Annotated in this window: 19 protein-coding genes; 5 read left to right on the top strand and 14 right to left on the bottom strand. The window is 29.6% G+C overall.

Annotated features, from left to right (window positions below; all coding sequences use genetic code 11):
* Window positions 1-5: 5 nt before the first annotated feature.
* Window positions 6-2,558: a bifunctional aconitate hydratase 2/2-methylisocitrate dehydratase gene (locus CBLAS_RS03785; protein ID WP_106870321.1), complete on the bottom strand. Its 2,553-nt coding sequence runs from the start codon at window positions 2,556-2,558 to the stop codon at window positions 6-8.
* A gap of 319 nt (window positions 2,559-2,877) precedes the next feature.
* On the opposite strand from CBLAS_RS03785, the gene CBLAS_RS03780 reads away from it, so the two are divergent.
* Window positions 2,878-3,696, top strand: coding sequence for a transporter substrate-binding domain-containing protein (locus tag CBLAS_RS03780; protein ID WP_106870319.1), 819 nt, complete (start codon window positions 2,878-2,880; stop codon window positions 3,694-3,696).
* A 55-nt stretch (window positions 3,697-3,751) separates the two neighbouring features.
* On the opposite strand, the gene CBLAS_RS03775 is transcribed toward CBLAS_RS03780, so the two are convergent.
* The 3 genes from CBLAS_RS03775 to CBLAS_RS03765 all read right to left on the bottom strand — a co-directional run bounded on the left by CBLAS_RS03775 (window position 3,752) and on the right by CBLAS_RS03765 (window position 7,021).
* Window positions 3,752-4,111, bottom strand: coding sequence for a hydrogenase 4 subunit B (locus CBLAS_RS03775; protein WP_106870317.1), 360 nt, complete (start codon window positions 4,109-4,111; stop codon window positions 3,752-3,754).
* Window positions 4,112-4,653: 542 nt separating this feature from the next.
* Window positions 4,654-6,810, bottom strand: coding sequence for a heavy metal translocating P-type ATPase (locus CBLAS_RS03770; protein ID WP_106870315.1), 2,157 nt, complete (start codon window positions 6,808-6,810; stop codon window positions 4,654-4,656).
* Between the two features lie 10 nt (window positions 6,811-6,820).
* Window positions 6,821-7,021, bottom strand: a complete 201-nt coding sequence (locus CBLAS_RS03765) for a heavy-metal-associated domain-containing protein (protein WP_106870312.1) — start codon at window positions 7,019-7,021, stop codon at window positions 6,821-6,823.
* Window positions 7,022-7,170: 149 nt separating this feature from the next.
* On the opposite strand from CBLAS_RS03765, the gene CBLAS_RS03760 reads away from it, so the two are divergent.
* Both CBLAS_RS03760 and CBLAS_RS03755 read left to right on the top strand, forming a co-directional pair.
* Window positions 7,171-7,899 carry a YebC/PmpR family DNA-binding transcriptional regulator gene (locus CBLAS_RS03760; protein ID WP_106870310.1) on the top strand — a complete coding sequence of 243 codons (729 nt, stop codon included), beginning with the start codon at window positions 7,171-7,173 and terminating at the stop codon, window positions 7,897-7,899.
* 19 nt (window positions 7,900-7,918) lie between these two features.
* Entirely contained in the window at window positions 7,919-8,392 is a 474-nt protein-coding gene (locus CBLAS_RS03755; RefSeq protein ID WP_106870308.1) for a peptidylprolyl isomerase, read from the top strand.
* Window positions 8,393-8,531: 139 nt separating this feature from the next.
* Here CBLAS_RS03755 and CBLAS_RS03750 read toward each other — a convergent pair whose 3' ends face one another.
* The gene (locus tag CBLAS_RS03750; RefSeq protein ID WP_106870306.1) at window positions 8,532-9,830 is read right to left on the bottom strand and encodes a dicarboxylate/amino acid:cation symporter; all 1,299 of its coding nucleotides are present in this window, start codon (window positions 9,828-9,830) and stop codon (window positions 8,532-8,534) included.
* 296 nt (window positions 9,831-10,126) lie between these two features.
* On the bottom strand, window positions 10,127-11,470 hold the full coding sequence (locus CBLAS_RS03745) for a class II 3-deoxy-7-phosphoheptulonate synthase (protein WP_106870303.1): 1,344 nt from the start codon (window positions 11,468-11,470) through the stop codon (window positions 10,127-10,129).
* Between the two features lie 122 nt (window positions 11,471-11,592).
* On the opposite strand from CBLAS_RS03745, the gene rarD reads away from it, so the two are divergent.
* Both rarD and CBLAS_RS03735 read left to right on the top strand, forming a co-directional pair.
* Window positions 11,593-12,474 carry an EamA family transporter RarD gene (gene rarD, locus CBLAS_RS03740; protein WP_106870301.1) on the top strand — a complete coding sequence of 294 codons (882 nt, stop codon included), beginning with the start codon at window positions 11,593-11,595 and terminating at the stop codon, window positions 12,472-12,474.
* Window positions 12,467-12,898 (top strand): hypothetical protein, encoded by a 432-nt coding sequence (locus CBLAS_RS03735; protein WP_106870299.1) that lies wholly within the window; start codon window positions 12,467-12,469, stop codon window positions 12,896-12,898. The genes rarD and CBLAS_RS03735 overlap by 8 nt, the downstream gene beginning before the upstream one ends.
* Here the strand turns inward: CBLAS_RS03735 and CBLAS_RS03730 are convergent.
* The 8 genes from CBLAS_RS03730 to CBLAS_RS03695 all read right to left on the bottom strand — a co-directional run bounded on the left by CBLAS_RS03730 (window position 12,895) and on the right by CBLAS_RS03695 (window position 19,611).
* Window positions 12,895-13,794, bottom strand: coding sequence for an NAD(P)H-dependent glycerol-3-phosphate dehydrogenase (locus tag CBLAS_RS03730; protein ID WP_106870297.1), 900 nt, complete (start codon window positions 13,792-13,794; stop codon window positions 12,895-12,897). The two genes, CBLAS_RS03735 and CBLAS_RS03730, sit on opposite strands and share 4 nt — an antisense overlap.
* Before the next feature lie 14 nt (window positions 13,795-13,808).
* Window positions 13,809-15,227 carry an Asp-tRNA(Asn)/Glu-tRNA(Gln) amidotransferase subunit GatB gene (gatB, locus tag CBLAS_RS03725; RefSeq protein ID WP_106870294.1) on the bottom strand — a complete coding sequence of 473 codons (1,419 nt, stop codon included), beginning with the start codon at window positions 15,225-15,227 and terminating at the stop codon, window positions 13,809-13,811.
* Between the two features lie 134 nt (window positions 15,228-15,361).
* Entirely contained in the window at window positions 15,362-16,045 is a 684-nt protein-coding gene (locus tag CBLAS_RS03720) for a F0F1 ATP synthase subunit A (protein ID WP_106870292.1), read from the bottom strand.
* 156 nt (window positions 16,046-16,201) lie between these two features.
* Window positions 16,202-16,957, bottom strand: a complete 756-nt coding sequence (locus CBLAS_RS03715; protein WP_106870290.1) for a TSUP family transporter — start codon at window positions 16,955-16,957, stop codon at window positions 16,202-16,204.
* Window positions 16,947-17,720 (bottom strand): TIGR02757 family protein, encoded by a 774-nt coding sequence (locus tag CBLAS_RS03710; RefSeq protein WP_106870287.1) that lies wholly within the window; start codon window positions 17,718-17,720, stop codon window positions 16,947-16,949. The genes CBLAS_RS03715 and CBLAS_RS03710 overlap by 11 nt, the downstream gene beginning before the upstream one ends.
* Window positions 17,707-18,279: a 16S rRNA (guanine(966)-N(2))-methyltransferase RsmD gene (rsmD, locus tag CBLAS_RS03705; protein ID WP_106870285.1), complete on the bottom strand. Its 573-nt coding sequence runs from the start codon at window positions 18,277-18,279 to the stop codon at window positions 17,707-17,709. The genes CBLAS_RS03710 and rsmD overlap by 14 nt, the downstream gene beginning before the upstream one ends.
* On the bottom strand, window positions 18,272-18,607 hold the full coding sequence (locus tag CBLAS_RS03700) for a hypothetical protein (RefSeq protein WP_106870283.1): 336 nt from the start codon (window positions 18,605-18,607) through the stop codon (window positions 18,272-18,274). Before CBLAS_RS03700 ends, rsmD begins: the two co-directional genes overlap by 8 nt.
* On the bottom strand, window positions 18,604-19,611 hold the full coding sequence (locus CBLAS_RS03695) for an SAM-dependent methyltransferase (RefSeq protein WP_106870281.1): 1,008 nt from the start codon (window positions 19,609-19,611) through the stop codon (window positions 18,604-18,606). The genes CBLAS_RS03700 and CBLAS_RS03695 overlap by 4 nt, the downstream gene beginning before the upstream one ends.

Raw genomic sequence — 19,611 nt, 5'->3', positions numbered from 1 at the left:
AAATATTAAAAAGAGTAATTATCTATCTCATTAAAATTTAGATATTTATAAACTTCGCTCTCTTTTCCTGCAAGTTTTTTAGGAACTATATTTAGATACTCATCTTTTGTAGGAATTCTACCAAGTATAGCACAAACTGCTGCAAGTTCTGAACTTCCTAAATATACTTTTGCCCCAAGTCCCATTCTATTATCAAAATTTCTAGTTGAGGTTGAAAAAACTACAGCACCATCTTTAACTCTTGCTTGATTACCCATACATAACGAACATCCTGGAACCTCTGTCCTAGCTCCTGCTGCTCCAAACAAATAGTAATACCCCTCTTCTCTAAGCTCTTTTTCATCCATTTTTGTAGGTGGAACTACCCAAAGTCTTGTAGGAACTTGTCCCTCACCCCTCAAAACCTCGCCTAAAGCTCTATAATGACCAATGTTTGTCATACAACTTCCAACAAAAACTTCATCAATTTTATGCGGTCTATTTGGGTTTTCTAAAATTTCACTTAAAGTTGCAACATCATCAGGATCATTTGGACAAGCTAAAATAGGCTCTTTAATCTCATTCATATCAATTTCAATAATTTGTGCATACTCTGCATCTTTATCGGCTTTTAAAAGAGTTGGATTTTCTAGCCATTTTTCCATTTTTTCTTTTCGTCTTTGGAGTGTTTCTTTGCTTTCATAATCATCTTTTATCATAGCTTCTAATAAAACAATATTTGATTTTATATACTCAATAACCGGTTCTTTATCAAGTGCTATAGTGCAAGCTGCTGCACTTCTTTCTGCACTTGCATCGCTTAATTCAAAAGCCTGTTCTACTTTTAAATCATTAAGCCCTTCTATTTCCAAAACTTTTCCTGCAAATATATTTTTTTTATTCTTTTTATTAACTGTTAAAAGTCCTTGTTTAATAGCATAATATGGAATAGCATTAACTAAATCTCTAAGAGTAATTCCTGGTTGAAGTTTGCCTTTAAATCTAACCAAAACAGACTCAGGCATATTAAGTGGCATAATTCCTAAAACCGCTGCAAAAGCAACAAGCCCACTACCTGCTGGAAAACTTATACCAATTGGAAATCTAGTATGAGAATCTCCACCCGTTCCAACACTATCAGGTAAAACCATTCTATTAAGCCATGAATGAATTACGCCATCTCCTGGTCTTAAAGCAACTCCTCCTCTTTGACTTATAAAATTTGGCAATGTTTTATACATTAAAGCGTCGCTTGGTTTAGGATAAGCTGCAGTATGACAAAAACTTTGTAAAACAAAATCGGCTCCAAAGCCCAAACTTGCAAGTTCTTTTATCTCATCTCTTGTCATAGGTCCTGTCGTATCTTGTGAACCAACTGTTAGGGTTTGAGCCTCCACATACATACCTGCTCTAACGCCATCCATTCCACATGCTTTTCCTACTATTTTTTGTGCTAATGTATAACCTTTGTCTTTTTCTTTTGGTGGCTGTTCTGGTTTTATAAAAATATTTTCAGCACTCATTCCTAAAAATTCTCTTGATTTTACACAAAGTGATTTTGCAATTATAAGTGGAATTCTCCCGCCTGCTCTAACTTCATCATAAATAGTGTTTGGTATAAGCTTAAATTTACTTATAACTTCTCCATTTTTTACAATTTCACCTTTATATGGGTAAATTTCAATCTCATCACCCATTTCTAACAGATCAACATTAGCTATAATAGGTAATGCTCCACTGTCTTCTGCTGTATTAAAGAAAATTGGAGCTATACTTGAGCCTATAACGATGCCACCTGTTTTTTTATTTGGAACCCCAGCAATCTCTTCTCCAAAATGCCACTGAATTGAATTAATTCCACTTTTTCTACTACTTCCAGTTCCTACAACATCTCCAACATAAACTAAAGATTTTTTTAATTTTTTTAACTCTTTAATCTTTTCTAAACTATTTGGCTGCCTTCTAACTAACATTGCATTTGCATGAAGTGGAATGTCTGAACGAGTAAAAGCTTCACTTGCTGGACTTAAATCATCTGTATTTGTTTCACCACTAACTTTAAAAACTATAGCTTCTATTTTTTCTGGAATTTCAGGCTTATTTAAAAACCACTCAGCATTTGCCCACGACTTGATAACCTCTTTTGCATATTTATTTGTCTTACTAAGATTGGCAACATCATTAAAATAATCATGAACAAAAATTATGTCTTTTAAGGCTTTTGAAGCTAGTATCGCTACATTTTCATCTTTATTACTTAAACAGGATATTAAAACTATAACATTATATCCACCAAGCATAGTTTTTAAAAGTGATATTGCTTTTGCTTTATCTATACCTTTAACTTCTAAATTATGATTTAAAATTTCATTTAAAAACTCAGCTTTAATCTTAGCAGAAGCATCAACTCCTGGATTGACACGATTTTCAAGTAAATTTATAAGTTCGTCTTGTTCATCATCTCCATCTTTTAACATTTGGCAAATTTGCTTTGTCTGTTCTACATCCAATGGAAGTGGAGGAATTCCTAGAGATTTTCTCTCTTCTACATGTTTTTTATATTTTTTAAAAAAATCCATAACTCGTTCCTTAATAATATTAATTTTATATATTTTACCAATAAATTATGAATTTTAAAATATATCACACAAATATATTACAGTAAATGTAGGACTTATAAAATAAATTAAACTTATTACTATGGATTTATAAAATTTTCTCATTGTAAAAAACAATTATTTATAACCATATTTTTTAATAAAACTTTTTGTGATATCTTCTAAATAAACCTGAGCACTAAATCAATAAATCAACGCAAAACTATTGTTTTTTTTTTTTTATTTATTATAATTCTATTAATTCTTTAAATCATAAATTTTACCACAAAGGAGGGTTTAGATGAAAAAAATATTTTGCATAATATTATGTGTCGCAACTATGCTATTTTCTCGAACTTTAAAAGAGATACAGGATTTAGGTGAGATAAGAATAGGTGTAAGACTAAATTTTCCACCATTTTCTCAAGAGTATCAAGGTGAATACAATGGTTTTGAAGTATTGCTTGCAAAAGAGATTGGTAGACGCATTGTAGGAGATAAAGGGAAAATAGTTTTATTAGGTGTTAATGCAAAAGATAGAATTCCAATGCTTCAAAACAATGAAGCTGATATTATGATTGCAAATTTCTCTGTAACGCCAGAACGTGAAAAATTAGTTGATGTTTCATTACCTTATTTGCTAACTATGTTAGGATTTCTTGCACCAGCAGATTCTGGCTTATCAAAAGTGGTTGATTTTTATAATAAAAGATTATTAGTGATTCCAGGAACCACATCAGAAGAGTATATCAAAAAAAATAAAAATATTTTTGAGCCAATAACTATAGTAAACTGCAAAAATACTTATGATTGTTTTCAAAAACTCAAAAACAATGAGGCAGATGGGTATTTCCATACTGTATTTTCTTTGGCAAATTTAGAAGTAATTGACAACAAATATACAGTCACAAATAAACATGTTAGTAAACCAGACTATATAGCGGTCGCAGTTCAAAAAGGAAATAAAGAATTGGTTGATATTATCAATAAAAAAATTATAGAATTAAGCAAAGAAAACTTTTTCAAAAAAGCATATGATGAAACTTTTAAAATACATTATAAGGGAACAATTGATAGAAAATATTTTTTAGTTGATGATGTTTATAGTGCATTTGGATAATATTAGATAATATATGTTTTGGTAAATTTAAATTTACCAAAACACTTTTTAAAAATTACATACTTTTCTCATCATAAGATACGAATATATCTTTTTGTCCCTTTCCTAGTGTTATAATGCCTTCGCCTTTTGAAAAGTGAACAGATACGCCCTCATCATTTCCTAACATAGTTCCGCTACCAGCTGGCATAGCTTTAAGATTATATTTATTACCCTTGCTATCCATAAACATAGCAGTATTAAACATATCACTTGACTTTAAAGTGGCTTTATAATTTTGGTCTTGATCTGCTTGAAATTCTATAACCTCAACGTTTTCAACTTTCATAACTGGTGCTTCATTTTGTGTAGTAGTATTAGCACAACCTGTTAGTAGCGCAAGAGCTGCAAAAGATGAAATTAAAATTTTTTTCATTCTTAAATCCTTTAAATAAAATAATATTAGAATATTAGCATTAAATATTAAATTTATTATTATAGATTGTAAATAAAATTTAAATTTTATTTACAATATTTTTTATATTATCTTCTATCTATTTGAGCTAAGGAAATTACATTAAACAGCTAAATTATATATTACTATTTGCAATATCTTCCATCCCTTATCTATATATAGGAATGCTAGGTGATTTTAAACATGGGATTTTATATCTTTATTTAGGCTTTATACTATTTATAATATATCTATTTTGTACAAAAGAGAATAAAATACTTAAAATAATATTAGGAAATTTAATTAGTTTTATATCTTCATATATTTTTCTATTATTAAATAAGGAAATAGGATTTACCAGTTATTTCAAACCATTTAACACTTATGAGTTTTTAATATATTTGTCAATATTATCTTTTTTAATTCAAATCTCTATAATTTTGATTAAAAATAAAAAATAAATTATTTAAGATAAAGATAGCTTATGAACTTTACATAGCCCATCTTTATCTTTTAAGCATTTTTTAAACTTTATAAAATTTTAGTCTAAGTGAGTTTAAAACTACAGTTACAGAGCTAAAACTCATAGCTAAAGCTGCAAAATGAGGCTCAAGCAAAGTTCCATTTATAGGGTATAAAATTCCTGCTGCAATAGGAATACAAATAATATTATATATAAAAGCCCAAAAAAGATTTTGTTTTATTGTATTCATTGTTCTTTCTGAAATTTTTATAAGTTTTATAACTCCACTTAAGTCATTATTTATAAGCAAAATATCTCCGGTGCTTTTTGCTATGTCTGTACCGCTATTCATAGCTATACCACAATCAGCCTCTTTTAAAGATAAAACATCATTAATACCATCACCAACAAAAATAGTTTTACCGCTATTTTTATGCTCTTTAATTATATTAAATTTCTCTTCAGGCAAAACACCAGAGTAAACTTTTTTAATACCAAGCTCTTTTGATATGTATTTAGCGATATTTTCATTATCACCTGTAAGCATTATAGTATTTTTCTCTTCAATATTTAACTTTTGTATACTTTCTTTTGCACTTTTTCTAATGGTATCTTCTAACACTATATATCCTAGATATTTACTATCTTTAGCAACCAAAACAGTCCCAAGTCCATTTTTTAAAAACTTTAAATACTCATTTTTCTGTTTCTCATCTATACTCACATTGTTTTTAATTAAAAATGCTTCGCTACCTATTAAAAGATTATCGCTCTTAATTCCCATACCAACTATATTTTCATACTCACCTTTATAGTTATCTAAATTTATGTTTTTATCTTCTGCATATTTTACAATCGCTTTTGATATTAGGTGTTCACTAAGCATTTCAACCTCAGCTACCTCTTTTAAATTTTGATTATCTAAATTTGTTGTGTATACTGAAATTTTGCCATTTGTTAAAGTTCCTGTTTTATCAAAAAAGACATTTTTAGTATCTCTAAGTATTTCAAGAACTTCTGGGTTTCTAACTAAAACCCCATTTTTAGCTAAATTTGAAATAGCACAAACTATTGAGATTGGAACAGCAAGCCCTAGAGCACAAGGGCAAGATATAACCAAAACAGATATTGAAGTCATCACTCCATAATAAGCATTTCCAAAAACAACCCAAGTTATAAAAGTTAATATAGCTATAGCAACAACTATTGGAACAAAAATATTTGCAACTTTATCAGCAAGTCTTGCCACTGGCATTTTTTTAGCACTTGCTTCGCTTAAAAGCTTAGTAATCCTTGCTATCATCGTTTCGTGATTAGCTTTTGTTACTTCTATATTTATAAAACCATTTGTGTTTAAAAATCCAGCATTTACACTATCACCAAATTTTTTATACACAGGCAAAAATTCACCTGTTAAAGCTGAGGTATCAACCTCTGCTCCTCCGCTAACAACAACACCATCACAAGGGATATTGGTTCCACTTTTTACAACTACTATATCGCCTATATTTAAGTTTTCTACCAAAATATCTTTAGTTGTACCATCACTATTTAAAAGAGTAGCTGTTTTTGGAGCTAGATTTAAAAGTGATTTTATATAATCATTAGCCTTTGCTTTAGAGTTCTCTTCTAAATATTTACCAAGTAGTATAAAAAATACTATCATAGCAGCTGATTCAAAATATACATAGTTAAATTTGCTATCAACTAAGTGTGGAAACAAAAATACAAAACTAGAGTATAGATACGCAGATCCAACACCTAAGGCTATAAGCACATTCATATCATAGTTTCTATTTTTTAAAGAGCCATATGCATGGACAAAAAAGCTTTTTCCACAATAAAAAACAATGATAGTTGTTAAAACAAACTGAAGAAATGAGTTTATAAAACTATGTTTTATAAACATATGAAGAATCATAACAGCAAGCATCAAAAAAAATGCACTAATAAGCTTAATTCTAAGAGCTTTAAGAGCTTTTTGCTTTTTAAGTTGTAAATCTTCATAATCAGTAGCTACTTCAAAACCTAATTTTTCAATTTTTTGAATAATTTGATTTTTTAAATTTTCACTATCTACTTCAAATTCGCCAGTATTTGTAGTAAAACTTACTCTTGAGTCGGCAACGCCTTCAATTTTTTTAGTTGCCTTTTCAATAGCATTAGAACAGTTTACACAACTCATACCAACTATATTTAATTTTATTTTTTTAGACATTTTTATCTCTTTATTTTATCTCTTTAATAAACTCAAAGCCTAAATCATTTATCTCTTTAGAGAAATTTGAAATTTCTTCATCTTTTATGTCAACTAATACCTCTTTATCTGCAACATTAACCTCAATTTTTCCAAAATCATCTTCTAGGCTATTTTTAATTAAATTTGCACAATTTTGACAATTTATACCCTCTACCTTAAACTTTTTCATGATTTTCTCCTTGGAATTTATTTCCATAATTATACTCTTTATCATTAAACTGTTTTTTAATATTTTCTTAAATTTATACATTTATATTTTTAAGTCTTTTTTGCTATAATCTAGGACTTGAAATATCTATAAATAAGTAAGGAAACTTTATGGGAAGAGCATTTGAATATAGAAGAGCAGCAAAAGAAGCTAGATGGGGGAAAATGAGTAGAATCTTTCCAAAACTTGGACGCTCTATAACAATAGCAGCCAAAGAAGGCGGAATAGATCCTGAAATGAACCCAAAACTTAGAACTGCAATTGCTACAGCAAAAGCACAAAATATGCCAAAGGACAATATAGAAGCTGCCATAAAAAGAGCAGCTGGAAAAGATAGTGCTGATATAAAAACTATACACTATGATGGAAAAGGTCCTCATGGTGCTTTAATTATAGTTGAATGTGCAACAGATAACCAAACAAGAACCGTTGCAAATATTAAAGCAATTTTTGGCAAAAATGGTGGTGAGTTTTTACCAAATGGAAGTCTTAATTTTATGTTTTCAAGAATGTCTGTATTTGAGGTTAAAAAGCCAAAAATGGATTTGGATGATGTTGAGCTTGAAATGATTGATTATGGTTTAACAAAAATGGATGTAAATGAGATAACAGAGGACAATGAGGAAAAAACTCTAACATTTTATGGCGAATATGAAAGCTTTGGTCTTTTAAACGAAGGAGTTGAAAAGTTAGGTTTAGAGCTAAAGCATGCTAGTTTAAAGTTCATTCCAAACGACGCAAAAGAGTTTAGTGAAGAAGAATTAGAAGACATCGAACATCTTCTTGATAAACTTGAAGAGGATGATGATGTTCAAGAAATATATACAAATATAGAATAATAAAATACTAAGGAGAGATATGAAAACTTACAAAACAGATAATTTAGATAGTTACAAATTTGCTATTATAAAAACAGACAAAGGTGATATGGTTTTAGAACTATATGGAGATGAAACGCCCCAAACTGTTATGAACTTTGCAACTTTAGCAAATGATGGATTTTATGATGGATTAAATTTCCATAGAGTTATACCAAATTTTGTGATTCAAGGCGGTTGTCCTTACGGAACAGGAACAGGTGGTCCTGGTTGGAGTATAGCTTGTGAGTGCGACAATCAAACACATAAACACCTAAGAGGCTCTCTTTCTATGGCTCATGCAGGAAGAGATACAGGCGGAAGTCAATTTTTTGTATGTCATAGCCCGCAACCTCATCTAGACGGAGTTCACACAGTTTTTGGACAAGTTATAAATAAAGATGGATTAAAGGTTTTAGACTCCATAAGAGCTGGAGATAAAATCACTACAATAGAGATAAAAGAGTCTTTATAATATAAAATATAGCTAGCAAATTTAAATTTGCTAGCTATAATCTAAAAACAAATAGTTTTAAATCATCTTTTAATTTAACAAAAATTTATAGCAGACTAACAATATAAACTTATTAGCCTGCCAAATATTTAATAAATAACTATTCCCATTTACTTTCATCCACATCATTTTCACTTTTAGCAACTATAAGAGTTCCGGCCATATCTCCAACAACATTCATAGAAGTTCTGCCCATGTCTAAAAGAGCATCAATTCCAAGTATTAAAGCATAAGCTGCAGCAACTGCACTTCCAGCCTCAACTTTTAAACCAACTGATTCAAGAACCATTAAAAGCATAATAGCTCCTGCACCAGGAACGCCAGCTGTTCCAACTGAAGCCAAGACAGCTGTTAGTACAATAGTTAACTTAGCTGCAAAATCTAACGGAACACCAACAGCATTAGCTATAAATATAGCACAAACTCCAAGATAAATCGTAGTTCCATCCATATTCATAGTTGCACCTATTGGTAGAGTAAATCCAAAAATTCCTTTTGAAATACCCATTTCCTCTTCAGCTGTTTTCATAGAAACAGGAAGTGTTCCGCCTGAACTTCTTGTAACAAAAGCTGTTATCATAGGAGCTCTAACTTTTGATAAAAATTTAAAAGCATTTATCTTAAATAAAAAGCAAATTATACAATATACCAAAACGACTTGCAATACAAGAGCCATATAGACACTTATAGTTACACTAAACAGTGAACCAAATGCAGCCCCACCTTGTGTTGAAAAAACAACAAATATAAGAGCAAAAACACCTATTGGCGCATACTGCATAATCCAGCCAATTATTTTGTATAATATTTGATTTATTCCCTCAAAAAAGCTGTATATTAATTCTCCAGCTTGCTTAATTTTTTCATCTTTACTATCTTTTATAAACGCTAGCGCTATACCAAAAAACAGACTAAATGTTATGATTTGAAGTATGTTTCCACTTGCCATTGCACCTATTGGGTTTGTTGGTACTAAATTAACTAAAATTTCTGATACTGTTGGAGACTCAGCAGTTTTTGCTAAATCACTACTAACACCCATCATATCAAGACCAAATCCTGGTTGCATAAGTGTTCCAACAAATAGCCCTATAACAATAGCAAGTAAAGATGTTCCTAGATAAAAACCTATAATTTTAAATCCAACTTTTCCAAGCTCTGATGGAGCTATTGAGCTACATCCTATAATTAAAGAAGCCATAACCACCGGAACAATTATCATTTTAAGCAGTCTTACAAAAATATCACCAAATGGCTTTAAAAAACTTATTATGCCAATAGCATCTTGAAACACAAGTCCTGCTATTGCACCTAAAATAAGACCTATTAGTATTTTTATAAGTAAATTGCCTTGCAAATATACTTCTAAAAGTCCTTTTTTTGTATCTGGTTGCGACATGCGCATCCTCCTTGTATTGAATTTATATAAAAATTATAACCTTAGATGATTAAATATAGTAAGCAAAAAACTAAACTAATGGTTTTTTAATCCACCAATTACAAATAGTGTTACATTTTTATACAAATAATCTGATTTTATACATAATTATATATAAAATTTTATTATTTTAATAAATAGCATATATAAATTTATATAGCTAAGTGTCTTTATAAGGTATTAAAATAGCAACTATCAAGGTCAATAAGTTTAAAATTTTAATATAAAGGGCTTAAAACCCTTTATATTTTTATATATTATTTAAATTTTTTAAGCAAATCTGCTACTAAAAATGCCAACTCAATAGCCTGATTTACATTAAGCCTTGGGTCGCATTGTGTTTCGTATCTGTGAGATAATCTCTCTTGGGTTATATTAAAAGCCCCACCGGTGCATTCAGTAACATCTTCACCCGTCATCTCAAGATGAATACCTCCAGGGTATATTCCCTCTGCTTTATGAATTTCAAAGAAGCTTTTAACCTCATCTAAGATTTTATTAAATTCTCTTGTCTTGTAATTATTTGAAGTCTTAACTGTATTTCCATGCATAGGATCAATGCTCCAAAGAATCATTCTACCCTCACTCTTAATCTCTCTAAGCATCTTTGGAAAAATATCACCAATTTTATCTGCGCCCATTCTAACTATTAAATTTAATCTTCCTGCCTCATTTTCAGGATTTAACTTATCACATAGCGCTAAAATATCATCTTTTGTAGCAGTTGGACCTATTTTTACACCTATTGGATTTTTAACACCGCTTAGGAAATGAACATGAGCATCATCTACTCCTCTAGTTCTCTCCCCTATCCAAAGCATATGTGCTGAACAATCATAATAATCCCCTGTCATACTATCAACTCTAGTTAAAGCCTCTTCATAAGGAAGTAAAAGTGCCTCGTGTGATGTATACAGTGTTGTTTCATTTATCTGTGGTGTATTTTCCGAAGTTATGCCACATGCATTCATAAAATCAAGAGTTTTTGTTATATCAGATATAAGCTCATTTAGTCTTTCGTCCAAATCAGCTCTTTTTATAAACCCTAAATTCCATCTATGAATCTCATGCAAGTTAGCAAAACCACCTCTTGCAAAAGCCCTAAGTAAATTTAGAGTTGAAGCACTTTGATGATATGCACTTATCATTTTATTTGGATCTGCAACTCTAGATTTTTCATTAAATTCAATATCATTTATGATATCGCCTCTATAGCTTGGAAGCTTTACTCCATCAATCTCTTCAAAATCGCTACTTCTTGGTTTTGCAAATTGCCCTGCAATTCTTCCAACCTTAACAATTGGAAAACCACCTGCATAGGTTAGCGCAATAGACATTTGCAAAATAACCTTAAACATACTTAAAATACTATCTGCTTTATAGTTTGAAAAACTCTCTGCACAATCTCCACCTTGAAGCAAAAAACTTTCTCCCATGGTTGCCTTTTTAAGCTCTTTTTTTAGATTTCTAACCTCACCTGCAAAAATTAAAGGCGGTAGATTTGAAAGCTCTGCTTCAACTCTTTTAAGCTCTTTTAAATCAGGGTATGTTGGCTGTTGTTTGATATTGTATTTTCTCCAACTATCTTTTGTCCATGTCATTAATATTCCTTAAAATTCTATATTTTCTTTAAAGTTTATCTAAATTTATCTTAAAATATAAAATAAAGCTATCATTAATCGAAAAAATATTAAAATATGTGTAAAAATATAAATTGGATACCATGAATAAAGATGATAAAAAAATAGGACTTGTTTACGGCATAGCTACCTTTATGATGTGGGGAATGTTCCCTGTATTTTTTAAACTTTTAAATAGTGTAAGTGCTGTTGAAATTTTAGCACATAGGTTTTTGTGGTCTGTGTTTTTTGTCCTTATTTTTTTAAAAATACAGGGCAAAACTAGAAATTTAAAAAGATATATTTTAAACACAAAGACATTTTTAACACTAACTGCTTGTGGCTGTTTTATAAGTATAAATTGGGGAATTTACATATACGCTGTAAACTCAAACCAAATTTTAGAAGCAAGCTTAGGGTATTTTATAAACCCTTTAATGTTTATAATTTTAGGGGCTGTATTTTTAAAAGAAAAAACTTCAAAAATTGAAAAAATTGCTATTTTTTTAGTAGTTTGTGCTATAGCGATACAAATTGTAAATTTAGGTAATTTACCTATTATATCAATATTCCTACCACTTGCATTTTCAATATATGGACTTATTAAAAAGCAAATTGCAATACCTGCATTAGAAGGCTTGTTTTGTGAAACTTTAGTTTTAGCCTTTGTAGCTTTGTGCTATATATCTTTTTTAGGTATTAGCGAGGTTGGAAGTTTTGGTTTTAACAAACTAGGATTTATACTCATAATAGCAGGGCTAGTTACTGTTTTACCACTTATAACTTTTAATTTGGCTTCAAAAAAGCTAAATTTTTCCACCATAGGTTATTTGCAATACATATCTCCAACTCTAACAACGATATTGGCTGTTTTTGTATATAAAGAAGATATTAATGCGGCAAAAATACTTAGTTTTGCTATAATCTGGGTTGGATTATTCTTAATAGGCGTAGATAGTTATTTAAAAGGTAAAAAAAATGTTTAATTTAGAGCTTATGATAATTGCAGTTTTAGTGGTTGGATTTATAATTTATAAACAAATAGATAAAATAACTCAAAAACTTGACAAAGAAGAAGCAAATCCAGATATGAGTAGATATGTTAAATTTTGTGACAAAATTGATAATGAAATTGACAAACTAAACACAGATATAAAATTTAGCAATATAGTTTTAAAAGATAATGAAAAAAAAGATGATTTTATAGAAAAACTATCTCTTCTTAGAAAAGAGCTAGTTTTTATACAAAATATGCACTCAAGTAACAAAAATGCATTAACATGGGAAAAAAAGATATTTAGTTTTTTAACAAAATTTGAAGATATTGTAAATGAGTATTTGCAAGATAATGAAAAAATAAATGATGAGATTAGAGAGAGGTTGGAAAAAGAGTTCAACTCTCTAAACTAACCCCTATCTTGTCTCATTAAATCATTAATGCTATCTTTTAAGCTTTTGCCATCCATAACAAGAGCCACTTCATTTGCAATTGGTGTATAAATTTCGTTTTCTAAAGCTAGTTTTAAAATTGCTTTTGAGGTAAAAACTCCCTCAGCAACTTCACCTAATTCATCTAAAATTTTATCAAGTTTTTTACCCTGAGCTAGTCCAAAACCTACTCTATAGTTCCTTGATAGCTTGCTTGAAGCTGTCAAAAAGAGATCCCCTGCGCCACTAAGCCCTAAAAAAGTTATATCCAAACCACCATAAAATTTCCCAAATCTATTCATCTCTATAAGACCTCTAGATATTAGGCTAGCTCTAGCGTTATTACCAAGTTTAAGACCATCACAAATTCCGCTAGCGATTGCAATGACATTCTTATAAGCACCACTTATCTCAGCACCTATAACATCCTCTGAAACATATGCTTTCATATAGCTAGGAAAAAATGATGCAAATTCACTTGCTAACTCTATATTTTTTGAGCTAACCACTACAGCACAAGGTAGTTTTTGCATAACCTCTGTTGCAAAAGATGGACCAGAAAGCGAGCAAATATTACCCTCATCTGTATAGTTTTTAAAAATCTCATCTAAAAATCTTCCAGTTTCAGCTTCTATTCCTTTTGAGGTTATTAAAATTTTTTGATTTTTATTTTTAAAATTTTGCTTTAACCAATTATCTGTTATTTGAGTAGCTATTGAAAAAACTAAATACTCACATTCTAAAGCTTCATTAATTGAAACAAAATTTTCGATATCTCTTTTTGTTCTTGAAGTAATAACACAATCATTCTTTTCACTAAAAGCATTAAATAGGGCATTTCCCCATTTGCCAGCTCCAATAACAGCAATTTTACTCAAATTTAACCCCTTTTTTAAAGTCTTGTTTTTAAAAGTTCGTTTACCTTTGTAGGATTAAATGCACCTTTGCCTGCTTTCATAGTTTGACCAACAAAAAATCCAAAAAGCTTATCTTTTCCATCCCTATACTCTTGAACCTTGTCTTGATTTTTACTTAAAACTTCATCAATAACAGCAAGTATAGCGCTATCATCACTTACTTGTTTAAGTCCTAATTTTTCTATAATTTCATCAATATCTTCATCATGCTCAAACATATAATCCAAAACATCTTTTGCAGCTTTTTGAGAGATAGTTGAATCCTCAATTCTTGTTAAAAGCTCACTCATTTTGCTAGAATTAACTGGGCTTTCTTCTATGGTAACTCCATTTTTAAGCCTAGCTAAAAGTTCGACAGTTAGCCATGTTACACAAAGTTTTGGATCGTGGTTTTTATTAATTAAATCCTCAAAATATCTAGCCAAAGGATAATCACTTATAATAACCTCTGCATCACTTTTTTTAATACCTAGTTCATTTATATATCTAGATTTTTTTTGATCTGGAAGTTCTGGTATATTAATTGCTTCTTCCATCATTTCAGGTGAAATTTCAACAGGAAGCAAATCAGGGTCTGGGAAATATCTATATTCAGCACTATCTTCTTTGCCACGCATTGATTTTGTAACTAAAAGATCGGTATCAAAAAGCCTAGTCTCTTGAACAACTTCTTTATCGTACTTACCATCTTCCCAAGCCATAATCTGTCTTTCCACTTCATATTCTATGGCTTTTTGTATAAATCTAAATGAATTTAAATTTTTGATCTCAACTCTAGTATATAGCTTATCTTCGCCCTTTGGCCTAATAGAGATATTAACATCACATCTAAAGCTACCTTCTTGCATATTTGCATCACTTATATTTATAAATCTAAGTATTGAATGTAGTTTTTTAAGGTATTCAACAGCTTCATCACTACTTCTCATATCAGGTTCACTTACAATCTCAAGAAGTGGAATTCCAGCTCTATTTAAATCAACCAAACTTCTATTACTCTCATGGTTGTTTTTTCCTGCGTCTTCTTCAAGGTGGGCTCTTGTAATGCCTACTCTTTTTTCTTTTCCATCAACACTTATAAAAAGTTCACCATTTTCTACTATTGGAACGCTAAATTGAGAAATTTGGTATGCTTTTGGTAAATCTGGATAAAAGTAGTTTTTTCTATCAAATACTGAGTGTTGATTGATTGTTGCATTTACAGCAGTTCCAAAGCTAATAGCCTTTTTAACTGCTTCTTTATTTAAAACAGGTAGTGCTCCTGGAAGCGCTAAGCATACAGGACAAACATGGGTGTTTGGCTCATCACCAAAACTAGTAGAGCATGAACAAAATATCTTAGTTTTTGTATTTAACTGACAATGAACCTCTAAGCCTATTACCGTTTCAAACATATATATTATCCTTTAAAATTCTTAATTTTATATTCTACAATAAAAAGTTTTAATTTTAGTAAAAGCTATAGTAGAAAATGAAAAATTTAATATAATAAAGATAGCTAGCTTATAGCAAGCTAGCTAGATATGAATTAATGCTCATCGACAACAACAGCACCAGCTAAATAAACATAGCTTAATGTCATGAAAATAAAAGTTTGTAGTAGTGCCATAAAAGTTAAAAGGGCATATGGAACCATAGGAACAAACCAAGGTGCTAAAGTTAACATAACAAGTAAAAACAGATCATCACCCTTAATATTTCCAAAAAGACGGAAAGATAAAGAAACAACTCTTGAAAGGTGCGAAACTATCTCTATAAAAAACATAAGAGGTGCTAAAAATGCAACCGGACCAGCAAAGTGTTTGATATAATTAATCGCACCTTGTGTTTTTACACCCTCATAATGATAATATATAATAACACATAAAGTTAGAGCTAGAGTAAGATTTAAGCTTGCGGTAATTGACTCAAAACCTGGAATCATACCCATAACATTGCCTGTAAATATAACAAAACCTAAAGTAGCAATAAGTGGTAGATATTTTCTTGAAAGCTCCATACTTCCCATAGCATCTCTACCTATAATTAAAACGCCTTGCAAATAAGCCTCAAGAATATTTTGAGTTCCGTGTGGAACTAGTTGAATTGACTTTGTAGCAGATCTAGCAATCCAAACAATCAAACCTACTGACAAAAATAGGTGAAATAGGTATATAAACGTATGGTTATAGCTAATTAGACTACCAGCAAATAAAAAAATATCCTTTAACATATAAAAACCTCGCTATTAAAATAATGTAATATTCTACACTAAAATAGGTTAAATTTTATTTAAAATGCTTTAAAAAACTATTAAGTTTAATATTAACTATATATAACTGGATTTAAAATCATTCAAAATGTTAAAAAGTACAAATTAATATTGTAGTTAAATTAAATCATAAATCAATTTTAAAATAGTAAGCCCAACCATAGTTAAAAATATAATTCTTATATATTTCACATCTTTGTTAATTACAAAATTTGAACCAACATATCCACCTAAAATTTGCCCAACCCCCATAAGTAAGCCAACAGCCCATAAAATGTGTCCACCTACTATAAAAACAGCTAGAGAAACTATATTTGAAGTAAAATTTAAAACTTTAGTGCATGCAACCGCTTTTTTCATAGCAAATCCCATTAGTCCAATAAACACAAACATCCAAAACGAGCCAGTTCCAGGACCAAAAAATCCATCATAAAAGCCTAGAATTAGACCAAAAACTATGTAAAAAAGCTTTGCATTCATTTTAGCCTCTTTTTCAATCTCTCCTAAATTTGGAGAAAATATAGTATAAACAAATATTATAAAAAGCAAAATTGGAATTAAGTAGTTTAAAAAACTAGCATCTAAAAATAAAATCAAAGTTGTGCCTAAACAAGCTCCAATAAAAGTAAAAACTATCCCTGAAAATATCTCTTTAAAGTCAATATAACCTTTTAATGCAAAATTTATGGTTGCAGAAAGGGTTCCAAAACTTCCTTGAAGTTTATTTGTTGCAAGTGCAGTGTGAGCAGGAACTCCCATCATCATTAAAATAGGCAGACATATAAGTCCCCCGCCACCTGCAATAGCATCTATAAAACCGCCTATAAAAGCCACAATAAAAAAAACTGCAAATTGCCAAATTTCAAATTCCATTTTTATTTTCCTTTAAAAGTTCATCTATTTCGCCACTTTGACCAAGTCTATATAGTGCGAAGTCATACTTAGTTGGGTCATTTTTGTCAAATTCTCTTAGTTTATTTGTTAAAAGTTCTACCGATTTAAAATCATAACTTTTTCTATCTATTAGCCCTAGCCTTTGTGAGACTCTATGAGTGTGAACATCAAGTGGAATCAACAAATCTTTTTTATCCAAACTTTTAAAAAGTCCTAGGTCAATATCACTATCTCTTACCATCCACCTAAGATACATATTATATCTTTTGTAGGGTGATTTTGGAGATTTTACTACAGGTTGTCCGAAGAAAAACTCATAACCTTGACTTCTATATGAATTTAAACTATATATTTTTGTAATTAAATTTGATATACCACTTATCATAGTTTCATCTTTTAAAAAGCCCTTTTTTATTAGTTCTTCAATGCTTTCGTCATTTTTAAGTCTTTTAATGGTTATAAAAATTTCAGCCACATCTTCAATGCTTTGAAATCTATATTTAAAAGTCCTGTAAAATCGCCTTATCTCTTCATCGCTCTCATCTAAAAGCTCATAATTTAAAGAGTTTAAAAACTTTACTATCAAATTTGCATTTCCATATGCAAACAAAGCACAAATTAAAGCTATGTTTGGCTCTTTAAACTTAGTTGCAACTTGTAAAGGGTCAGCAGAATTAAAAAGATTTTGTGGGCAATTTTTAATGTCTGCGTGATAGTTTAAAATTTGCTTAAGATTTTTCATAATAACTCAATGTAGTTAGTCCAAATTTTTTACTTTTTATCTTTTTAAATTGTCCTATTTTGAGTTTAAACTCAACACTGCTAATATGTTCTATAGCTATTAAAAATATATTTTGATTGGAAAACTTTTCTATCATTTTTATAGTCATTTCATAAATTTGCTCTTTTCCATCTCTTATGCTAAATGGTGGATCTATATAAATTATAATTTTTTCGTCTATATTTTTTATAATTTCATGAATTTTTACAAAACTGTCTGCATTTATAGCTAACAAATTTTTATCTAGATTTTTGAAATTTTCTTTTAATATCTTAAATGCATTAAAATCTTTTTCTATAGCATAAGCTTTTTTTGCACCATTACTTAAAGCTTCAGCTGCCATACTTCCACTACCGCCAAAAACCTCTATAAATATAGCGCCGCTTATCTCATAACGAAAAGTATCAAAAAATGAACCTTTTACAATAGACTTTGTGCTTCTTGTAGTTTCCATACTTGGAAGAACTAGCTTTTTACCTTTAAACTTTCCGCTGTTTATAGTTATATATAGTTTATTCATAATGTTCTTTTACTATTTTAATTAAGCTTTTTTTAAACTCATCACAAAGAGTTGAAATTTTATCCTCTATATTGCCTCTCATAACTTCCTCTTTCTTATAATTTAACATAAAATTATACTCTTCAAGCGCAACTATAAGTTGATTTTTATTAAAAGGTAAATTCATATAAGGAGAATCGTTTGAGATCAAAAAAGTATCTTTAGACAAATTCTTTTTAATATCACTTACTATAAAATCGGCATTTTCATGATTTACTAAAAAATCCTTCAAAAATATCTCCAATGTTTTTTGCATAATTATACATTCACACTCAACTGCTATTTTCATTTCAGCCCTTTACTAAATTCCATCATCTTAAATCTTGTGCCTAATTCCTCTGGATAAATTAGTCTTTTTAACTGACTAGCTCCATTTTTATATGCTATTTCTCCACCTTTTTTAAGTAAAATATCTAAAATATCTACAGCACCAAAATCAAGCAGTGCTTTTTGCTGCGATGAATAGTTTTCAAATTTTACATCTTTAAATTTTAAAAACTCATTTTTTAAAATACCAAAATTCAAATCATAAGTTATATCACTTTTTCCATAAAAATTCTCTAAATTCTCTATTTCAAAAAAATTATAAACTTTGTGATTTTTATAAACTCTCAAACTAAAATCTCCTTTTGCTTTTATGTCTCCATAATCAAATGTAATAAAACTAAATTTAGAACAAGAGTTATAGATATCTTTTAAAAAGATATCTAAATTTATTGGAATTTCTCCTTTTGTAATTTTATATTTTTTTGCTAACTCTTTGGTTTTATTGTCTATTTTTTCAAACTTTGGTATGAAATTGTCTATAAAAAGCATTTTATCTCTATCAACAACCTCGCAACTAAAAGTGTCAAATAGTTCATTTGATATAAAAATAGCCTCATTAAATTTAGCTTCATCCAAAATAGAAAAATGCCTTATTTCTATCTCATCTCCAAATTTTTCTTTAAAAGTTTGTAGCTGTTTTTTTCTTAAAATTTCGTGTGGTTCAATGATACAAAACTCAAAATCATTTAAGGCATCACTATTAAATGTATAAATTCCTTGAACTATATCGGCTAAAAGATAACCCTCATTTGCACCTATTTCAACTATAGAAATTTTGCCATCAAATTTATCTTTTAAAGATAAAATCTTTTTAGCTATGCAAATTCCAAACAAAGAGCCAACACTTACAGAGGTATAAAAATCACCTTTTTTTCCTATATATATACCTTGTTTATAATAGTGTTCATTTAGCCAAGAGTTAAAAAAATCACTAAATTTTAGTGGATTTTTGGAGCTATTTTTCAT

It is taken from the genome of Campylobacter blaseri, assembly GCF_013201895.1.
Lineage (GTDB): Bacteria > Campylobacterota > Campylobacteria > Campylobacterales > Campylobacteraceae > Campylobacter_B > Campylobacter_B blaseri.
The sequence above is the reverse complement of the archived record's forward strand: the minus strand, read 5'-3'. Positions and strand labels throughout refer to the sequence as shown.

Bases quoted from the DNA above. Each gene is read 5' to 3' on its own strand.
- CBLAS_RS03785 (WP_106870321.1), bottom strand. From the start codon at position 2,558: ATGGATTTTTTTAAAAAATATAAAAAACATGTAGAAGAGAGAAAATCT.
- CBLAS_RS03780 (WP_106870319.1), top strand. From the start codon at position 2,878: ATGAAAAAAATATTTTGCATAATATTATGTGTCGCAACTATGCTATTT.
- CBLAS_RS03775 (WP_106870317.1), bottom strand. From the start codon at position 4,111: ATGAAAAAAATTTTAATTTCATCTTTTGCAGCTCTTGCGCTACTAACA.
- CBLAS_RS03770 (WP_106870315.1), bottom strand. From the start codon at position 6,810: ATGTCTAAAAAAATAAAATTAAATATAGTTGGTATGAGTTGTGTAAAC.
- CBLAS_RS03765 (WP_106870312.1), bottom strand. From the start codon at position 7,021: ATGAAAAAGTTTAAGGTAGAGGGTATAAATTGTCAAAATTGTGCAAAT.
- CBLAS_RS03760 (WP_106870310.1), top strand. From the start codon at position 7,171: ATGGGAAGAGCATTTGAATATAGAAGAGCAGCAAAAGAAGCTAGATGG.
- CBLAS_RS03755 (WP_106870308.1), top strand. From the start codon at position 7,919: ATGAAAACTTACAAAACAGATAATTTAGATAGTTACAAATTTGCTATT.
- CBLAS_RS03750 (WP_106870306.1), bottom strand. From the start codon at position 9,830: ATGTCGCAACCAGATACAAAAAAAGGACTTTTAGAAGTATATTTGCAA.
- CBLAS_RS03745 (WP_106870303.1), bottom strand. From the start codon at position 11,470: ATGACATGGACAAAAGATAGTTGGAGAAAATACAATATCAAACAACAG.
- rarD (WP_106870301.1), top strand. From the start codon at position 11,593: ATGAATAAAGATGATAAAAAAATAGGACTTGTTTACGGCATAGCTACC.
- CBLAS_RS03735 (WP_106870299.1), top strand. From the start codon at position 12,467: ATGTTTAATTTAGAGCTTATGATAATTGCAGTTTTAGTGGTTGGATTT.
- gatB (WP_106870294.1), bottom strand. From the start codon at position 15,227: ATGTTTGAAACGGTAATAGGCTTAGAGGTTCATTGTCAGTTAAATACA.
- CBLAS_RS03720 (WP_106870292.1), bottom strand. From the start codon at position 16,045: ATGTTAAAGGATATTTTTTTATTTGCTGGTAGTCTAATTAGCTATAAC.
- CBLAS_RS03715 (WP_106870290.1), bottom strand. From the start codon at position 16,957: ATGGAATTTGAAATTTGGCAATTTGCAGTTTTTTTTATTGTGGCTTTT.
- CBLAS_RS03710 (WP_106870287.1), bottom strand. From the start codon at position 17,720: ATGAAAAATCTTAAGCAAATTTTAAACTATCACGCAGACATTAAAAAT.
- rsmD (WP_106870285.1), bottom strand. From the start codon at position 18,279: ATGAATAAACTATATATAACTATAAACAGCGGAAAGTTTAAAGGTAAA.
- CBLAS_RS03700 (WP_106870283.1), bottom strand. From the start codon at position 18,607: ATGAAAATAGCAGTTGAGTGTGAATGTATAATTATGCAAAAAACATTG.
- CBLAS_RS03695 (WP_106870281.1), bottom strand. From the start codon at position 19,611: ATGAAAAATAGCTCCAAAAATCCACTAAAATTTAGTGATTTTTTTAAC.